The organism is Acinetobacter sp. 251-1 (assembly GCF_030329305.1).
Taxonomy (GTDB): domain Bacteria; phylum Pseudomonadota; class Gammaproteobacteria; order Pseudomonadales; family Moraxellaceae; genus Acinetobacter; species Acinetobacter piscicola_A.
Map to the genome: position 1 here is coordinate 12910 of NZ_JACANS010000029.1, position 17227 is coordinate 30136.

The 17227-nt window shown below is 39.7% G+C and carries 12 protein-coding genes and 3 tRNA genes; 8 read left to right on the forward strand and 7 right to left on the reverse strand.

What is annotated here, in order from left to right; genetic code table 11:
* Positions 1-189: 189 nt before the first annotated feature.
* Both hcaR and HX129_RS16710 read left to right on the forward strand, forming a co-directional pair.
* On the forward strand, positions 190-1092 hold the full coding sequence (gene hcaR / locus HX129_RS16705; RefSeq protein ID WP_130072169.1) for a DNA-binding transcriptional regulator HcaR: 903 nt from the start codon (positions 190-192) through the stop codon (positions 1090-1092).
* Positions 1093-1383: 291 nt separating this feature from the next.
* Positions 1384-2058: a DUF1345 domain-containing protein gene (locus HX129_RS16710; RefSeq protein WP_286433569.1), complete on the forward strand. Its 675-nt coding sequence runs from the start codon at positions 1384-1386 to the stop codon at positions 2056-2058.
* A gap of 80 nt (positions 2059-2138) precedes the next feature.
* On the opposite strand, the gene HX129_RS16715 is transcribed toward HX129_RS16710, so the two are convergent.
* The 5 genes from HX129_RS16715 to mhpD form a co-directional block, all read right to left on the reverse strand.
* Positions 2139-2996 carry an alpha/beta fold hydrolase gene (locus HX129_RS16715; RefSeq protein ID WP_130072171.1) on the reverse strand — a complete coding sequence of 286 codons (858 nt, stop codon included), beginning with the start codon at positions 2994-2996 and terminating at the stop codon, positions 2139-2141.
* Positions 2997-3237: 241 nt separating this feature from the next.
* A complete protein-coding gene (locus HX129_RS16720; RefSeq protein ID WP_286433567.1) occupies positions 3238-4530 on the reverse strand; it encodes an OprD family outer membrane porin in 1293 nt (430 codons plus the stop codon).
* A gap of 454 nt (positions 4531-4984) precedes the next feature.
* Positions 4985-6004: a 4-hydroxy-2-oxovalerate aldolase gene (gene dmpG, locus HX129_RS16725; protein ID WP_286433565.1), complete on the reverse strand. Its 1020-nt coding sequence runs from the start codon at positions 6002-6004 to the stop codon at positions 4985-4987.
* Positions 6005-6015: 11 nt separating this feature from the next.
* Positions 6016-6915: an acetaldehyde dehydrogenase (acetylating) gene (locus HX129_RS16730; protein ID WP_180046867.1), complete on the reverse strand. Its 900-nt coding sequence runs from the start codon at positions 6913-6915 to the stop codon at positions 6016-6018.
* Positions 6916-6952: 37 nt separating this feature from the next.
* Positions 6953-7750 (reverse strand): 2-keto-4-pentenoate hydratase, encoded by a 798-nt coding sequence (mhpD, locus tag HX129_RS16735; protein ID WP_130072175.1) that lies wholly within the window; start codon positions 7748-7750, stop codon positions 6953-6955.
* 436 nt (positions 7751-8186) lie between these two features.
* Here mhpD and HX129_RS16740 point away from each other — a divergent pair, with 436 nt between their 5' ends.
* Positions 8187-8534, forward strand: coding sequence for a hypothetical protein (locus HX129_RS16740; protein WP_130072176.1), 348 nt, complete (start codon positions 8187-8189; stop codon positions 8532-8534).
* A gap of 74 nt (positions 8535-8608) precedes the next feature.
* Here HX129_RS16740 and HX129_RS16745 read toward each other — a convergent pair whose 3' ends face one another.
* The gene (locus HX129_RS16745; RefSeq protein ID WP_286433563.1) at positions 8609-9265 is read right to left on the reverse strand and encodes an HAD-IA family hydrolase; all 657 of its coding nucleotides are present in this window, start codon (positions 9263-9265) and stop codon (positions 8609-8611) included.
* A gap of 227 nt (positions 9266-9492) precedes the next feature.
* Entirely contained in the window at positions 9493-10443 is a 951-nt protein-coding gene (locus HX129_RS16750) for an RluA family pseudouridine synthase (protein WP_180046863.1), read from the reverse strand.
* Positions 10444-11225: 782 nt separating this feature from the next.
* Here HX129_RS16750 and HX129_RS16755 point away from each other — a divergent pair.
* The 5 genes from HX129_RS16755 (at position 11226) to HX129_RS16775 (ending at position 17227) form a co-directional block, all read left to right on the forward strand.
* Positions 11226-14714, forward strand: coding sequence for an Rne/Rng family ribonuclease (locus tag HX129_RS16755; protein ID WP_286433560.1), 3489 nt, complete (start codon positions 11226-11228; stop codon positions 14712-14714).
* A 207-nt stretch (positions 14715-14921) separates the two neighbouring features.
* On the forward strand, positions 14922-16763 hold the full coding sequence (locus tag HX129_RS16760; protein ID WP_286433559.1) for a long-chain-acyl-CoA synthetase: 1842 nt from the start codon (positions 14922-14924) through the stop codon (positions 16761-16763).
* A 192-nt stretch (positions 16764-16955) separates the two neighbouring features.
* Positions 16956-17031 (forward strand) — tRNA-Lys (locus tag HX129_RS16765).
* A 22-nt stretch (positions 17032-17053) separates the two neighbouring features.
* Positions 17054-17129: transfer RNA gene (locus HX129_RS16770), tRNA-Lys, on the forward strand.
* A gap of 22 nt (positions 17130-17151) precedes the next feature.
* Positions 17152-17227 (forward strand) — tRNA-Lys (locus tag HX129_RS16775).

The following is a 17227-nucleotide window of genomic DNA, read 5'->3' on the forward strand; positions in this document are numbered from 1 at the left end:
TATTTTGTTTTAATTAAGATATTTTATGAATTAATAATTCGATTATTTTTTATCTAAAAATTTGATGATTAGCAACAAATCATTTATTTTCTAAATATCATAATCATCTTCACGGAATGGTAAATTATAGATTATACTCAAGCAGTAACATACTAAGACATTTTTTGGATTACTCTTTGGAAGAGTTATATGGAATTACGACACCTCAGATATTTCATCACTGTAGCTGAAGAGCTTAATTTCAGTAAGGCAGCCTTAAAGTTATATACCGCACAACCCTCTCTTAGTCAGCAAATTAAGGACTTAGAAGAAGATGTCGGGGTTAAACTTTTAAATCGAACCAAACGTAAAGTAGAACTTACTGAAGAAGGTGCTGTATTTCTTGAACAAGCTCGTCTCACTTTAGCCCAAGCGGATAAAGCTGTCGCAATGGCACGCCAAGTGTCAAAAGCCAAACAACAGTTATTGCGTATTGGTTTCGTGCCTGTTGCCGAGATGAAAGTATTCCCTTATGTACTCCCAAATTTACGTGTTCAAAATCAAGAACTTAAGATTGAATTACTCAGTTTAAATAACCTTGAACAAATGCGTGCTATTCAAAAAGGTGAATTAGACATTACTTTCACACGTCATAATTTTCATAATGAGGAAATTGAAAGTAAATTTGTGCTCCGTGAACCTTTGATCTTTATTTTGCCTGCAAATCATCCTTTGGCAAAATATGAGCGCATTCCTGTGAAAGCCTTGAATGGTATAGACTTTATTATCCCTGCTTTGGAGCAATCTGGCACTTTGCATAATGCCATTTTAGACTTTGCTAAAGCACAAGGGATTGAGTTCAATATTGTCCAAACGGCTGATAATATTTTATTTAATATCAACTCAATCGGTATGGGTTTAGGCTGCACCATTTTGCCTGGCTATATTGCACCACTGACCATGAATAACTCTGTGATTCGACCTTTGGATGTCGAATTACCTTATCTCGATCTCTACGTCAGTTATCGTAAACATAGCAACTCATTCGCTGTACAAAAGTTCATCGAACTGCTCACCAAAGTGTTTTATCTCGATATCAATCGAGCTGAATAATAATTTTATTTTCATTATTTTTTTACGCTATTCACTCACTACTATTTTTTCAATGAATAATAGTGAGTTAAAACCAAGACCCAGTTCACACTTTAAAATGATATATAGATCTTAGATTTTTATCCACACCTATAATTTTACATCGTTTTAAAGTGCTATTTTTTGCACGACATCTATTCATGATCATTTTGGGTTTTTTATACAACTTAAGTCTAATGATTTATCGACAATTGCTTTAAACTGTTTTTTAGCGCCATAGAATAAAAAATCACATAATCTAGGTATTAGAAAATGATTAATATTTTTCAAATATTTAAAACCATTATACGCACTCGAATTCTCTTTTTTAGTACATTTTTAATCACAGCTTTACTTTATTGCATCATTACTTTTAGCACTGATTTTTTATGGTCTACACGACTTTTACTCAGTTGGAATCTTGCCATTGTGATGTATTTAGGGTTGACCATGCATGCACTGTGGCGAGCAGATACGCATAGTATTTTAAAACGTGCCCAACAACAGGATGAAAGTAAATGGGCGATCTTAGTCCTCCTCATCATGACATTAATCATGTGTTTTATTGCCATTATAGTTGAATTGTCACAGTTACCCTCTACGCCCACGATTCGTTTTGGTCATTTATCTTTAGCCATTCTTACCATTATTTTTGCTTGGCTTTTTATGCATACTATTTTTGCTATTCATTATGCACATGACTTTTATTTAGCCAAAGCCAAACATTTGGAGGGTGGTTTAGATTTTCCAAAGACGCCCAATCCAATTTACCCTGACTTTGTCTATTTTAGTTATGTCTGTGGCACCTCTGCACAAACTGCTGATGTTTCTATTAGCTCTCGTCCAATGCGTGTTTTGAATACTCTTCATATCCTGCTCGCCTATGGCTTTAATACCACCATTTTAGCAATTTGCATCAATGTTGCCGCAAGTTTTATTATGAGCTGAAAGGTGCTCAATTACATATCAAATCAAGCATAAAAAAGGACAGCTTTAGCTGCCCTTTTATTAACTGCAATACAGACCGTTTACACGCCACGTGCGGTTAAATAATTTTTAATTACAGTATTAAATTCTTCTGCTTTCTCAACTTGTGACCAGTGACCACATTGGCTGAAAATGTGCGCATCTGCATGTGGCACAATGTTTAAGATATCCCATGTACGAGAAACAGGAATTACCACATCTTGCGTACCATGAATCAATAATACAGGAACTGTAATGTCTTTCATTTTTTCAAAATCAAGCGGGAACTCAAAACGATCTCGGTCACGTGCACCCACAACATCCATCAGACGGTTAGATGCATAATCATTTGCAGCAGAAGCAAAACGTACTTTTACCAGCTCATCAGTGATCAAGTCTTTGTTCACAACGAACATTGACAATGTTTTCTTGATGCCTTCTTCAGTCAATACAGGATTGGCATGTGCTTTAAGTGCAGCAGTTTGTTTTGCACCACCTGTACCCATTGAAACAATACCGAGTACACGCTCTGGATAATCAAGCGCCATTTGGAATGCCAACCAACCACCCAAAGAATTACCCACAAGCCAAGTTTTTTCAATGCCTAAGGCATCTAAAGTACGCACTGCATGATCCACCCACGCACGGATACCATAGGCTGTATTTGGTGCAACAACAGTTTGACCATAACCAATGGTATCAATGGCGATACAACGCGCTTGCTCACCGATTTGTGGCAAGTTTAACCACCAGTTTGCTGCAGCAGAAACACCTGTACCAGAACCATGTAAGAATAGGATCGGTGTACCCTCACCCACTTCATGGTAATGTGTTAATTCACCTTCAGCCGTTTCAATCCATTTATCTTCCAAACCGAAGAAAGCATCAGTTTTATAATCTGGGATTTGTACAGTACTCATACCTATTCCTTTTACAGCTTATCTATGGGTTGAACCTATTTAAAATATCGTTCTCAATAGATTCAAATGACCTAATTTACCGTTTCATAGTACCTGTGAATGCAAGCGAAATTGATATTTAATAACGATGACAAACTACAAAAAAACGATTATTTAAACATATGTTTTATAATGATTTAATACAATTTAAAGCCATAATAAAAACGTGCCGTCTATGCAGCACGTTTTTAAGCTTGTTTAATTAGAAACGATATGTATAAGTCGTTGCAACACGATGTTCTTGTAAATCAACGAAGCCCGGGACATTGTCATAATTCACATCGATATACATCCACTGAAAACCTAAACCTTTGAGCTTACCTTCAGGCACGACATAGTTCACGATCAAGTTATCTTCTTGCTCTTTGCCTCGTGTACCATTTTTATTATCAATATTAGATCCATCATAATGACGTGCTGTCACGGTCAAACCTCGCGCAACAGTATCTTTAAAGTCATAGGTATAACCTAGACTCCAAGATTTTTCATCTTTACGAATAAAACTTGCGACAGACCAATTGGCTAAATATGGCTGTGGTACCCAACCCGACAGCGTTGGCATAAATGGTGTGTGTGTACCATGCTCACCAAACATTTGCTGCCAACCCGCATCCACTATATGGTTACCATGTGTCCAAGCTGCTTTCAATGACAAGGCTTGGTTATCAATCTCACCATATAAAGCCTCACCCGATTCACGATTATCAAAATAGCGTGCATGAGTTGCGAGTTTATTCTTGGCATCTAGTTTTTTGTTATAGGCAAAACCCACATAATTTTGACGATAAATATTTTCTACATCACCATAGAAATAACTTGCAGATAATTCAGGTGTCACTTGATAGTCAATTCCCGCAACCCACATTGCTTCACTATCACCAGACTTTACTTGATTCTTTTCTGTATTTAATTCATTTGGCCAAAGTTTAAAATCATGGACTTGGTTTTCATAACGGGCATTGATTCCATCTAAATAACCTAAAGTCAGTTTGGTATTTTTCAGATCTTTAGACTCTAACCACACCCCTTCAAAGGTAGTCAATAATTGACGTGATGGGTCAAAATGCACCACTGGGGTTGCAGGTAAAATTTCACCAATACGTAATTCCGTTTGACTCACTTTCGCCTTTAAAGTCGCGCCAAGCTTGGCATTATCGCGTGCTTGTTCTTTAGTGGCATAATCGTACGGCATAATGTAATCGTTATCACCACGATCACCACTTAAACGCACCGCGTATTGTGCCAAAACATCCACACCCACTTGTACAGGGCCAATTTCGGCATAACCTGATTTTGCATCTAAGGTGATACCTTGAGACCAACTACCAAAATCCTGAGTTTTGTTGGGATCAGGTTGGTCGATTTGACGATCTAGATAAAAATTTCTCAGTTTGAGTTGCACTTGGCTATCGTCAAAAAAATCTGCATAAGTTGCAGTTGTCCCTAAAGCAGCAGTTGCAGCACACATTGCTATCCATAATGATTGACGACGCATGGCTAAATTTCCCAATAATCAAATTAAGCTATGTCACCATCATGCTGAACGATATAAAAAGTTAATATCAGACCACAGTATAAGAATTTTCAGCGAAATATCGATGGATAAAAACCATCATTTGAATACTTTATTTTTTAATATTTTTTAACAATAAGGCTTTTAACACCTTTATTTCAGTTTATGATTTTAAATCTATTTAAATACCTTTATTAATTCTAAATTATCTTAAATATTCTTACATTATGAAATCTGTTAGTGTTTTTTTGTTTAAGTTATTTTCATTTAGAAAAACTTTAAGCCTTAGATTTATAAGAAAAAACGTTTACGTAAAAGAAATTTCCTATAGCCCAATATTCAACATACGCTACAAATCAAAATTTAACTCAAAGGATCACAAAATAAAAAAGCGCCCTTTCGGACGCTTTCATATTCTTAAACATCAAAATGATGATTAAGCATTCGCTTCTTTCACTTTTGACATGGTGAGTGCCAAATCTTCAATCATATCTTCTTGACCACCGACCGTACCACGACGACCAAGTTCAAGTAAGATTTCACGTGCAGATACGCCATATTTTGCTTCAGCACGTTTTGCAAATAGCAAGAATGAAGAATAAACCCCTGCATAACCCAAAGTCGCTGCATCACGATCCGCACGAATCGGTTGTTGCATCATCGGTACAATCAGTTCTTCAGCAATATCCTGTACTTTAAACAAGTCTACACCTGTTTCGATTTGCATACGGTTTGCAACCGCAACAAACAGCTCAAGTGGTGTATTGCCTGCACCTGCGCCTAAACCTGCTGAAGCCAAGTCCACACGTTTTGCACCCGCATCTACAGCCGCAACCGAGTTTGCGACACCCATACCCAAGTTATGGTGACCGTGGAAACCGATTTCGATGTCTGAGCCTAAGTTTGCACGTAAAATCCCGACACGGTCAGTCACATCCTGTGGAAGCATATAACCTGCTGAATCAGTAACATAGATACAGTTTGCACCGTATGACACCATTTTCTGTGCTTCTTCGAGTAATTTCTCAGGAGATGCCATATGTGCCATCATTAAGAAGCCCACTGTGTCCATTCCGAGTTTACGCGCAGCAGTAATATGCTGTTCAGACACATCCGCTTCTGTTGAATGCGTTGCCACACGAATAGTTGCCACACCAACATCATGTGCCATTTTCAAGTGATCAACCGTACCGATCCCAGGTAAAAGTAAAGCTGAAACTTTGGCTTGTTTTAAGTTTGGAATGACTGCTTTTAAATATTCTTCATCAGTTGCGGCAGCAAAACCATAGTTGACTGAGTTACCCCCCAAGCCATCACCATGTGTCACTTCGATTAATGGCACACCTGCTTCATCGAGTGCAGTGGCAATTGCAACCATTTGTTCAGGTGTTGTTTGATGGCGCATTGGATGCATACCATCACGTAAAGTCATATCATTAATAATAATCTTAGACATGAAAATGCTCCTTATGCTTCTACTTGGTTAGCGATCAAACGCTCTGCAAACATTTCAGCAGTACGTGCTGCGGCTGCGGTCATGATGTCAAGGTTACCTGCATATTTAGGTAAGTAGTCACCTAAACCTTCTACCTCTAAGAACATAGATACACGGTTACCATCAAATACAGGACCATTCACCAATTTATAACCTGGTACATATTTTTGAACTTCTTTGATCATGGCATGCACAGATTCAGTGATTGCCGCTTGATCAGGTTCACCTTCAACCAAACAGTGCACTGTGTCACGCATCATGAGTGGTGGCTCGGCAGGGTTAATAATGATGATCGCTTTACCTGCTTTTGCACCACCGACTTTTTCAATTGCGCCCGCAGTAGTACGTGTAAATTCATCAATATTTTTACGTGTACCTGGTCCCACTGACTTAGTCGATACAGTGGCAATGATCTCGCCATATTCAACAGCTTGAACACGAGAAATCGCCGCCACCATCGGAATGGTTGCTTGCCCACCACACGTCACCATGTTTACATTTGGTAACTCACCCGCTTCAAGCAATGCTGCAAGATTCACAGGCGGTACACAAAAAGGACCAATTGCCGCAGGCGTTAAATCAATCATTTGTACGCCAAGCTCATTTAACTTACGGCTATTTTCAGCATGAACATATGCAGAAGTCGCATCAAAAGCAATTTTGATGTCATCTTCTAAAACATGTGGCAATAAACCATCAACACCATCACTGGTGATTTTTAAGCCCATTTTTGCCGCACGTGCCAAACCTTCCGAAGTTGGGTCAATTCCCACCATCCATACAGGTTCTAAAAATTCGCTACGTTGCAATTTGTAAAGTAAATCAGTACCAATGTTTCCTGGACCAATCAATGCACATTTAATCTTTTTCATGAACAATATCTCTTAAAATACGCTGTAAAATTCAAGCTTATTCAGCTGCAAAAGCTGCAGTTACTGAACCAAAACCTTCGATTTCCACAACAAATTCATCCCCAGCATGTGCCACAACCATCGGTCCAAGTGCACCCGTTAAGATGATGTCACCTGCCAACAATGGACGACCACGACGTACCATTTCATCTGCCAACCACACAGCCGCATTCAATGGATTTGAAAGACATGCTTTACCCACACCTTGAGAGACCACTTCACCTGCACGTGTCATCGTCATTTTGCAATTGACGAGGTCAAGATTTTCAAGTTTCACAGGTTTTGAACCCAGTACATAAGCAGCAGAAGATGCATTATCTGCAACCGTATCAATCAAACTGATTTTCCAATTTTCGATACGACTATCCACCACTTCAACAGCAGGCAAGGCATATTCAGTTGCACTGATAATATCTGCATAAGTGTGTTTTTCTTGGGTTAAATCTTTATTGATAATTAACGCAATTTCAGCCTCAACTTTCGGCTGAATCAATAAACCCGCAGGAATGGCTTCACCATCGCCATATGCCATGTCTGCAAATAGCATCCCAAAGTCAGGAGAATCAACACCCAATTGCTTCTGTACAGCAATTGAAGTTAAACCGATTTTACGCCCCACTAAACGGCGACCCTCAGCAAGCGCACGTTGAGTATTGACTTCTTGAACAGCATAAGCGATATCGACATCGGCACACTCACCGCCCAATTGTGGGCGAATTGGTGCAATCGCAGTTTTTGATATTTCAGCATCACGGATGGCTTGGGCAACTGATTCAACAACAGCAGAATTCGACATCAATATTTCCTTAAACGACAAAAATAGAGTTATACCGTTAGATGGCGCAACCTTCACAACACAGCGCTCAAGGTTTTGCAAATAGATCAGACCAATCATTGCAGTTTGTCTGCATCTGATTATTTCTTTAAAACGGATACTTTTATGAACATTTTAAGCATCGGTAAAATGCTGTTTTTGTGCCAATACTTATTTTATTTATAACAATAGTTAGAACCTATAAATAATAGGAATAATTTCCAACATAAAAAACAACTGTTTAAAATCAATCACAAAGACCACTAAATTACTCAGAATTAAGATTTAATTATTTTTTAAATTTTTCTTTTTCTACGACTAAAAGATAATATGAGCCTGTATATTCACTCACAATTTTTGAATCATGATGAAGAACACTTATGCTTGAGCCTTATCAACTTATAATAAAAACAACACAATGATCACATCTTTTTCTAAAATTCTCGGTCTACTGACACTTCTTTCACTTGGTTCTATTTCCTCAGACGCTTTCGCAAACAACGATCAAGCTCAACTGAAAGGGAAATATCTCATTTTAAATAGGGCAACTTGCGCGGGCTTAAAATTTAATGCTCAAGCCACAGCGGCTGCATGGCAAAATGACATGGAATTTTCTCGTGGTTATGAAAATACAAATGAAATCTCACCACCACGACATGATGTTTATAAAATCATGAAAATTCAAAATAAAATGGTCACTGTTACTCACTATTGGACAGGCTGGAACACGCATCAACCTGAAATTCAAAACTTTAAAATTAAATAAAAAAGCCGCGTTACTTCAATAACGCAGCTTTTTTGATTTTTATGGATGATTAATCCATATTCGGCAGCAACACGCTAAGCATCGACTTGTGCATTTAAAAATTGATGCAAAGCGGCTACATCAGGCGCAATACTGAGCGGCTGAAAGCTTTGTAAAACTTCAATACTATGTACACCATAACTCACCCCTACACGCGGCATTGCAATATTTTTTGCCATTTCCAAATCATATGAGGTATCACCCACCATAATCGCACGATCTGCCTGAATACCTGTCTGTTGTAAAATTTCAGCCAACATTAATGGATCAGGTTTGGACTTGGTTTCACTTGCAGCACGGGTCACACAAAATAAATCACGACTATCGGTTTGTCCTAAAACACGGTCTAAACCTTTACGGCTTTTACCAGTTGCAACTGCCAACTTGAGATTTTTTGCACTCAAATCATGTAACATTTCCGACACACCCGTAAACCACTGATCACCTCTAGAATGCTCTACATAATGATCACCGTAGGTTTTCAAAATATCACGATGTAATTTCGGTACTGTTGGAAATAAAACTTGCGCCACTTCAGGCAAGCCCAAACCAATAATACTTTTTGCCGCATCATCTGTTAAAGGCTGTTCAAATTGCTGTGCGGCAAATTTTAAACTTGCCACAATTTGCCCGACAGAATCAAACAATGTTCCATCCCAATCAAAAATAATCAGCTCTACAGGTTTTTGCATGACTTTTCTCAATAAAATCCCCTCTCCTTTTAGGAGAGGGTTAGGAAGGGGTTTTATTAAATAAATTCCATCATCCTAACCTTCTCCCTGAGCCACATATGGTAAATAGAAGGAATGTTCAATCTAATAAAATGAATAACTATGGTTGATCATTTAGGTAAAAACTGATCAGCCTGCCCTTTTAATTAATCAATACCACTTCATAAAAGGAGAGTATTTTTAAGCAATTAAGCAATTGGCTTATCCGCTTTTTGCGCTCTTAACTGAGCAACCAAACTCTGCATGTCTTCAGGCAACGGCGCTTCAATAGTTTCATAACCAGGAATTTCCAAACGCATCGCATGTAAACATAAACGGCGTGGATTTGGTCCACGGTATTCAGTCTCATGACCATATTTGTCATCCCCAACCAAAGGATGCCCAATACTTAAACCATGCACACGAATCTGATGCGTACGTCCTGAAAGTGGTGATGCATAAACCAATGTGGCATGCATAAAACGTTCAGCCACTTTCCATTGTGTCTTAGAATCTTTACCATCTTTTGACACACGGACACGACGCTCACCATTTGCCAATTCATAACGTAACAAAGGCTGATCAATCAATTGATTATCTAAACTCACTTGCCCTTTAACAATCGCAGCATACGTTTTTTGAATTTTGTGTTCACGCAATAAATCTTGCAATGTTTTCAAGACACTTCGTTTTTTAGAAATCATCACTAAGCCCGATGTATCACGGTCAATACGATGAATCAGTTCTAAATATTTTTTACCTGTCGCCGCGCGTAAACCCTCAATTAAGCCATATGCCACACCACTCCCACCATGTACAGCAATACCTGAAGGCTTATTGACCACCATCAAACCTTCATCTTCATACACCACACGGCTGAGTAGACTTTGTGCAACCTTATCGGATACAGGTACAGTAGATTGATCTTTTTGTTCAAAGCGAATTGGAGCAACACGAATTTGATCACCAATGGCAAGTTTGGTTTCTGCCTTTACTCGTTTTTTATTGACTCGAACTTGACCTTCACGAATCAAACGATAGATACGACTTTTCGGTACGCCCTTTAAACGTGAAAATAAAAAATTATCAATGCGTTGCGCTTCCTGATGTTCGTCAACTTCAAACCAGGTGACACTTTGCCAATCTTGCGTAGAATTCATACAGTTACGATGACCCAATAAAAACGAAATTTTGATTAAAAACTGATCACTTAGACTATACATTTCATACAAAATAACCGTATAGCCCATAGGCAGATGATGCAAGGTTTGCTATAGTCAGCGCACGGATACCACCGTAAGTGAACTTTACACGTATGTTCTCAGAAACTTTTGAAACGAAAAACTTTTTGAAAGCATAGACGTGATAAAGCATTCACCCAAAGCTCGGAATGGTCCCAAAAGAATATGCCGACGCCGAAGGCTTATTATATCGGCAAAATGACAGACTGTTGCGTTTAATTGTACTTAAAGTACATAAATCAGTTTGTTTAAAAATATATGCGCCAACCTCTACGTTGGTTTTTAAACATAAACTGATACACATCAGACAAGTCGCTAGAGCAATTTCAGGACATAAGTGTTTGAGGCATTGGAACTGCACAACTTGTAAAGATACGATGATCATTCCGTATCAAGACATACTTGATCTCAAATAAGACGAGTTAATCTTCGAGCAGTATGTGCCAGTGAAAGACGACATAACAGTCATCCAATGCACCACTTTTTAGTGCCAGTGAAGCGCTCAAAAACTTTAATCGTGCAAAGGTTAAAGTAGGATTGCAACATCACACAGATGTAATTCCCCGCCCATTCATAGGCAGGCAAATCATCTTTAGACGCATTAAGATTTATCCAAAATCAACAATGTATTTCTAAGCCATGATGTTTGTTAGACTAAAACAGCGAGTTGTCGGTGTGGATCACTATTAGGTGTTACACCCATGAAACGTATGTTGATTAATGCAACACATGCCGAAGAAATTCGCGTTGCACTTATCACTGGTCACCGCCTTTACGATTTTGACTTAGAAAATCGCACGCGTGAACAAAAGAAAGCCAATATCTACAAAGGTCATGTGACTCGTGTAGAACCGTCTTTAGAAGCTGTATTTGTAGAATATGGTGCAGGTCGTCAAGGTTTCTTGTCGATGCGTGAAATTGCCAACTCTTACTACAAAGCAGATCCTCGCCAAACTTCAAATATTCGTGAACTCATTACTGAAGGTACTGAGCTTCTTGTCCAAGTAGAAAAAGAAGAACGCGGCAACAAAGGTGCAGCACTTTCCACTTATATTTCGCTTGCAGGTCGTTATTTGGTCTTGATGCCAAACAATCCAAAAGGTGGTGGTATCAGTCGTCAAATTTCAGGTTCAGTCCGTGAAGAACTGAAAGAAATGTTGGCTTCATTAAATACCCCACGTGGTATGAGTGTGATTGTTCGTACCGCAGGAATTGGACGCTCACAAGAAGAATTACAACTCGACTTACAACATTTATTAGACCTTTGGGCACAGATTCAAGGCACTGCGAATTCAGGTCCATCTCCGATGTTAGTACACCAAGAAGCAGGTGTAGTAACACGTGCCATTCGTGACTATCTACGTGATGATGTTGCCGAAATTTTAATTGATTCTGAGCAAGCGTATAACGAAGCTTATAACTTTGTTAAAGCCGTGATGCCGAACCAACTCGACAAACTCAAAACCTACACCATCAATGAGCCTCTATTTGCCCATTTCGGGATTGAAAGCCAAATTCAAACAGCCTATGAGCGTGAAGTAAAGCTTCCTTCTGGTGGTTCAATTGTCATTGACCAAACTGAAGCGTTGGTTTCGATTGATATTAACTCAGCAAAATCGACACGTGGTCATGACGTAGAGGAAACTGCGTTAAGTACTAACTTAGAAGCGGCTGAAGAAATTTCTCGTCAACTGCGTTTACGTGATATTGGCGGTCTAGTGGTGATTGATTTTATCGACATGACCAAAGAGCGCAACCAACGTATGGTTGAAGCGAAACTGCGTGAAGCAACACAAAGCGACCGTGCACGTATTCAATTCGGTCAGTTATCACGCTTTGGTTTGATGGAAATGAGCCGTCAACGCTTACGCCCTTCTCTTGAAGAAGCAACAGGTTATGTCTGCCCTCGCTGTCATGGCACAGGCATGGTACGTGACTTACGTTCACTTTCACTTTCAATCATGCGTAAAGTAGAAGAAATTGCGCTTCGTGAACGTCATGGTGAAGTTCAAGTTGAAGTTCCTGTTGAAATTGCAGCATTCTTATTGAATGAAAAACGTCATAGCCTTGTCTACTTAGAACAAACTTCAAATGTACGTGTGACTGTATTGCCACATCCACACTTAGAAACGCCTCATTACGAAATTTCATATAACCCTGAAGGCTTTGCACCAACCAGTTATGAACGGACTGAAGCAACTCGTTCAAGCGAAAAAGAGTTAGGTTATGAGTCTTCTGAATGGCATTTAGAAGAAGAACAGCAACAAGCTGCTCAACTCAACCCAGCTGCGCCTGCTCAACAGCAAAATCAAAAGCAAGGCAACAGCAATAGAAAGCAAAATGCAGCACAAGCGCAACAACAAAAACCACAACAAGTGGTGCAAGCACAAGTTGCACAACCTTCATCTAGCCCATGCGCATGGTTAGAAAACTTGTTTGTACAAAAACAAGCAACAACTATTGATCAATCACGTACTGCAAACAATGCAGCAGCTGCGATTGAACAAATGATCAATGGTGGTGCAGTCAGTCGTGGTCAGTTTGGCCAAGTGAATACAAACGTTGTCGCTGCGCCAGTACCAACAACAGCACCTCAACATCCAGTCGCAGACACCAATGCTTATTTAAGTCACACGCCTGTTCAAAAAAATGAACAACGTGATTACGCTGAAAAAACGCTTGAGAAAGATGAAAAATCTCAACGTAACAACAAAAAACGTAATAACAATAATAAGCACAAAGAAGCGCGCGAACAGTCACATGAACAAAATCAAGTGATTGAAGAAGTTGTGCAAGCGCCACGTCATGAACAGCGTGAACCACGTCAAGAGCAACGCCGTCAACAGAAACAACAGCGTCCTCAACACGATCAGCAACAGCAGCATGCAGATGTAAATCATCACGCTGAACCTGCAGTTCCACGCCGTGATCGTAACAACCATCAACGTCCAAACCGTCCAAATCGCCACCGCGATGCAAGCGTGTTTAATGATGAGCAAAATCCAACTGCACAAGCACAGGTCACTGCACCTGTTGAAGCAAAAGCAGTAGAGAAAACTGCAAGCATTAAAGTGGACTTGGTTGATGCTCCACGCAATGACACATTGACCACTGCACTTGTGGTCAATGTAGATCAATCAAAAAGTGAAATCATCGCTTTAGCACCACAACAAAAAGCTGTGCCAACCTCAAAAGAAGTGACAGTGCCTGTTGTCGCTAAAACTGAAGTTGAAGCACTGGTGAGCCAAGATATCGCTCAGCCTGTGGCAAAAAAAGTTGAGGTTACATCTGTACCTGAGCAGCAGCTTGAAGCGCCAAGCCAACCTGTAAAACGTGCAAGCAATGATCCACGCCAACGCCGCCGTCAACAACGTGAAGCAACAAAAGCTACACCTGTTGCAGCACCAAGGCTAACACCGTCACAAGTGCCAACTTTAGGTCAATACACCATTGGCAGCTTAATTCGTCATGTATATGGTGAAGACTGTGCGGTATTGATTGAACAATTTGGACTGATTCCAACCTTCAATCGTGCACTACAAAAGTTCACAGATGAGTATGCATCTACACTTCAAATTGAAAAATCTGAAGTCGCAGTAGAAAAAAAAGCAGTCACTCGTGATGTGGAAATTAGCAAGGCTGCACCTGAAGCTGAACCTGCGCCAGTGTTAGACTTAACACCGCCAAAACCTGTTTCAGACAAACGTGTTGCTAACGATCCTCGCGAACGTCGCCGTTTAGCAAAGCTTGCTGCTGAACAAGCAAAACAAGCACATGTGGAACAAAAGCATGCGACTGAAACAATAACTCCTGTTCAAGCCGTAGCTGCAGCACCTACTGTTGAAGTAGGGATCGTCGAAACAGCAGCCACACAAAATGATGCTGTACACGCTGAAAACCCTTCTGACACAGCAACTGAAACTACGGTTGAAATAACACCAAAAGTTGAAGTACATGCTGAGCCAAAAGCTGTTGAAGCAAAGGCAGAAACAACTGAAAAACCGCAAAGCAAAGCAAAAGCACAACAAGACTTAGCACTTGATACTGCAACATCTACACCAGTAGAAAAAACCAGTAAAAAAGCTGAGACAAATGCAGATGCTGACAAAGCTGATGGTGAAAAACCAGCGCGCCCACGCCGTCCTCGTGGTCGCCCACCAAAAAAAGCGACACCGCCTGCAGCTGAATAATTTGCTGAATTGCGGGTAATTTAAAAAAACCTAGTCATTTCGATGGCTAGGTTTTTTTGCTATTTTTAATACTATTTTGATGAGTTTTGTCAAATTAGGTTGATTGCACTAGCACTATACCCTTAAAAGGACAACTGTAAAATTTACGTAAAGTTACTCGCAAACAAAATAGACTTTATTGGATTACGAAAAATAAATAGGATGCTTATGAGCGCAAATATACAAAACGATCTTATTGGGATTACTGATGTCGCAGCACGATTACCTCAGTTTCTCAGTAAAGTACCCAATTTACTCACAGGACTAAAACAAGCCTATTTACGTACACCCAATACGCCTTCGGGTTTAGGTCTAGCATTTGAACGTGCAGTGAAACGTAACCCTTATGGCGATGCTTTGCTTTTTGAAGAGCAACGTTTTAGCTATAAAGAACTTAACAATTGGGCAAACCAAATTGCACACTACTATTTGTCGATTGGTGCAAGCAAAGGTGATGTCATCACGGTGATGATTGAAAACCGCCCTGAATTAATTGCAACAGTCATTGCTTTAGCAAAAATTGGGGTAACCTCTGCACTGGTCAATACCTCTCAAGTCGGCAAAGTACTTGCCCATAGCATTAACCTCGTAAATCCTCTCGCAATTATTGTTGGTGAAGAATGTCGTGCAGCAGTGGATGACATCCGCCAAGATCTTAATATTGCACAAGATCGCTTTCACTGGTTTGCTGACCAAGAAACGCAAAAAGATGTAGGTCAAGCACCTAAAAATTATGTCAACATTGCAGAAGTCATTGATCGTTTCCCTAAATTCAATGTCCCAACGACCCATAAAGTCACAGGCAAAGATGGCTTATTTTACATCTATACCTCAGGGACGACAGGTTTACCCAAAGCAGTTATTTTTACCAATAGCCGTTGGATGCTCGCTTTTGGAACCTATGGGCATGTACTCAATTTAAATGAAGATGATGTCTTGTACTGCACCCTACCCCTCTATCATGCAACAGGTATGGTGGTGTGTTGGTGTGGAGTAATCGCAGGCGCAGCTACACTTGCAATTCGCCGAAAATATTCAACTTCTAGTTTCTGGACTGATGTACAGAAATTTAATGCATCTGCCATTGGTTATGTCGGTGAACTCTGCCGCTATTTAATGGATGCACCACCATCAGACAATGATCGCAAACATCGTGTCACCAAAATGATCGGCAATGGGATGCGCCCCAATATTTGGAGCAAATTCAAACAACGCTTTGGTATTCAAGAAATTTTAGAATTGTATGCATCAAGCGAAGGTAATGTCGGTTTTAGCAACATCTTCAACTTTGATAATACAGTCGGTTTTTCACCAATCCCTTATGCAATCATCCAGTTTGACAAAGAAAAGAACGAAGCTGTACGTGATAAAAAAGGTTATTGCATTAAAGTTAAAAAAGGTGAAGTTGGCTTACTGCTGGGTAAAATCACGAAACGCTCACCTTTTGATGGCTATACTGACCCTGAAAAAAATAAATCTGTGATCATGCATGATGTTTTTACTCAAGGTGACTCTTACTTTATTACCGGTGACTTAGTCCGTGATATTGGCTTCCGTCATGCACAATTCGTTGACCGTCTAGGCGATACATTCCGTTGGAAAGGTGAAAACGTATCGACCACTGAAGTTGAAAATATTGTCAGTGAATACGAAAAAATCACTGAAGCGGTGGTTTATGGAGTCGAAATTCCAAACACCAATGGACGTGCAGGTATGGCAGCCATCACGTTAAATGATGGTGCTGAACTTAGCGAACAAGACTTAACCAATATGGTCACTGAGTTCAAAAAAGGTTTACCTTCTTATGCAGTACCTGTATTTTTACGTATTCAAGAAGCCGTAGAAACCACGGGTACTTTTAAATACCAAAAAAATAAACTCAAAGAACAAGGCTACGATCCGAAAAAAACCACAGATCGTTTATATGTTCTTTTACCAGGTGCAAATCATTATTGTGAAATTAACGATGAAATTTGCCAAAATATAGAAGCATATAAGTATCGTTTCTAATGCCAGCTTCGGTTATAAATGAAGTTTTTAGAAAATAACCCCTAAAATTGTGTTATTTATAACCGAACGCTGCAAACTTTATTAATTTTTACTTGCGCTCTATCAATAAATTGCTAAAATACGCTCCATCAAAACAAAGTAGTGTTTAAATTTATTTTACACTACGTATTTAAGTGAAAACTTAGATATAGTGGGTCGTTAGCTCAGCTGGTAGAGCAGCGGACTTTTAATCCGTTGGTCCCGCGTTCGAATCGCGGACGACCCACCACTTATTTTGATCATCTTTAGATGGGTCGTTAGCTCAGCTGGTAGAGCAGCGGACTTTTAATCCGTTGGTCCCGCGTTCGAATCGCGGACGACCCACCACTTATTTTGATCATCTTTAGATGGGTCGTTAGCTCAGCTGGTAGAGCAGCGGACTTTTAATCCGTTGGTCCCGCGTTCGAATCGCGGACGACCCACCA

Excerpts from the sequence above, each read along its gene's own strand:
- HX129_RS16740 (WP_130072176.1), top strand. The coding sequence starts at position 8,187 with ATGATCACATCTTTTTCTAAAATTCTCGGTCTACTGACACTTCTTTCA.
- HX129_RS16710 (WP_286433569.1), top strand. The coding sequence starts at position 1,384 with ATGATTAATATTTTTCAAATATTTAAAACCATTATACGCACTCGAATT.
- HX129_RS16730 (WP_180046867.1), bottom strand. The coding sequence starts at position 6,915 with ATGAAAAAGATTAAATGTGCATTGATTGGTCCAGGAAACATTGGTACT.
- hcaR (WP_130072169.1), top strand. The coding sequence starts at position 190 with ATGGAATTACGACACCTCAGATATTTCATCACTGTAGCTGAAGAGCTT.
- dmpG (WP_286433565.1), bottom strand. The coding sequence starts at position 6,004 with ATGTCTAAGATTATTATTAATGATATGACTTTACGTGATGGTATGCAT.
- HX129_RS16720 (WP_286433567.1), bottom strand. The coding sequence starts at position 4,530 with ATGCGTCGTCAATCATTATGGATAGCAATGTGTGCTGCAACTGCTGCT.
- mhpD (WP_130072175.1), bottom strand. The coding sequence starts at position 7,750 with ATGTCGAATTCTGCTGTTGTTGAATCAGTTGCCCAAGCCATCCGTGAT.
- HX129_RS16750 (WP_180046863.1), bottom strand. The coding sequence starts at position 10,443 with ATGAATTCTACGCAAGATTGGCAAAGTGTCACCTGGTTTGAAGTTGAC.
- HX129_RS16715 (WP_130072171.1), bottom strand. The coding sequence starts at position 2,996 with ATGAGTACTGTACAAATCCCAGATTATAAAACTGATGCTTTCTTCGGT.
- HX129_RS16760 (WP_286433559.1), top strand. The coding sequence starts at position 14,922 with ATGAGCGCAAATATACAAAACGATCTTATTGGGATTACTGATGTCGCA.
- HX129_RS16755 (WP_286433560.1), top strand. The coding sequence starts at position 11,226 with ATGAAACGTATGTTGATTAATGCAACACATGCCGAAGAAATTCGCGTT.
- HX129_RS16745 (WP_286433563.1), bottom strand. The coding sequence starts at position 9,265 with ATGCAAAAACCTGTAGAGCTGATTATTTTTGATTGGGATGGAACATTG.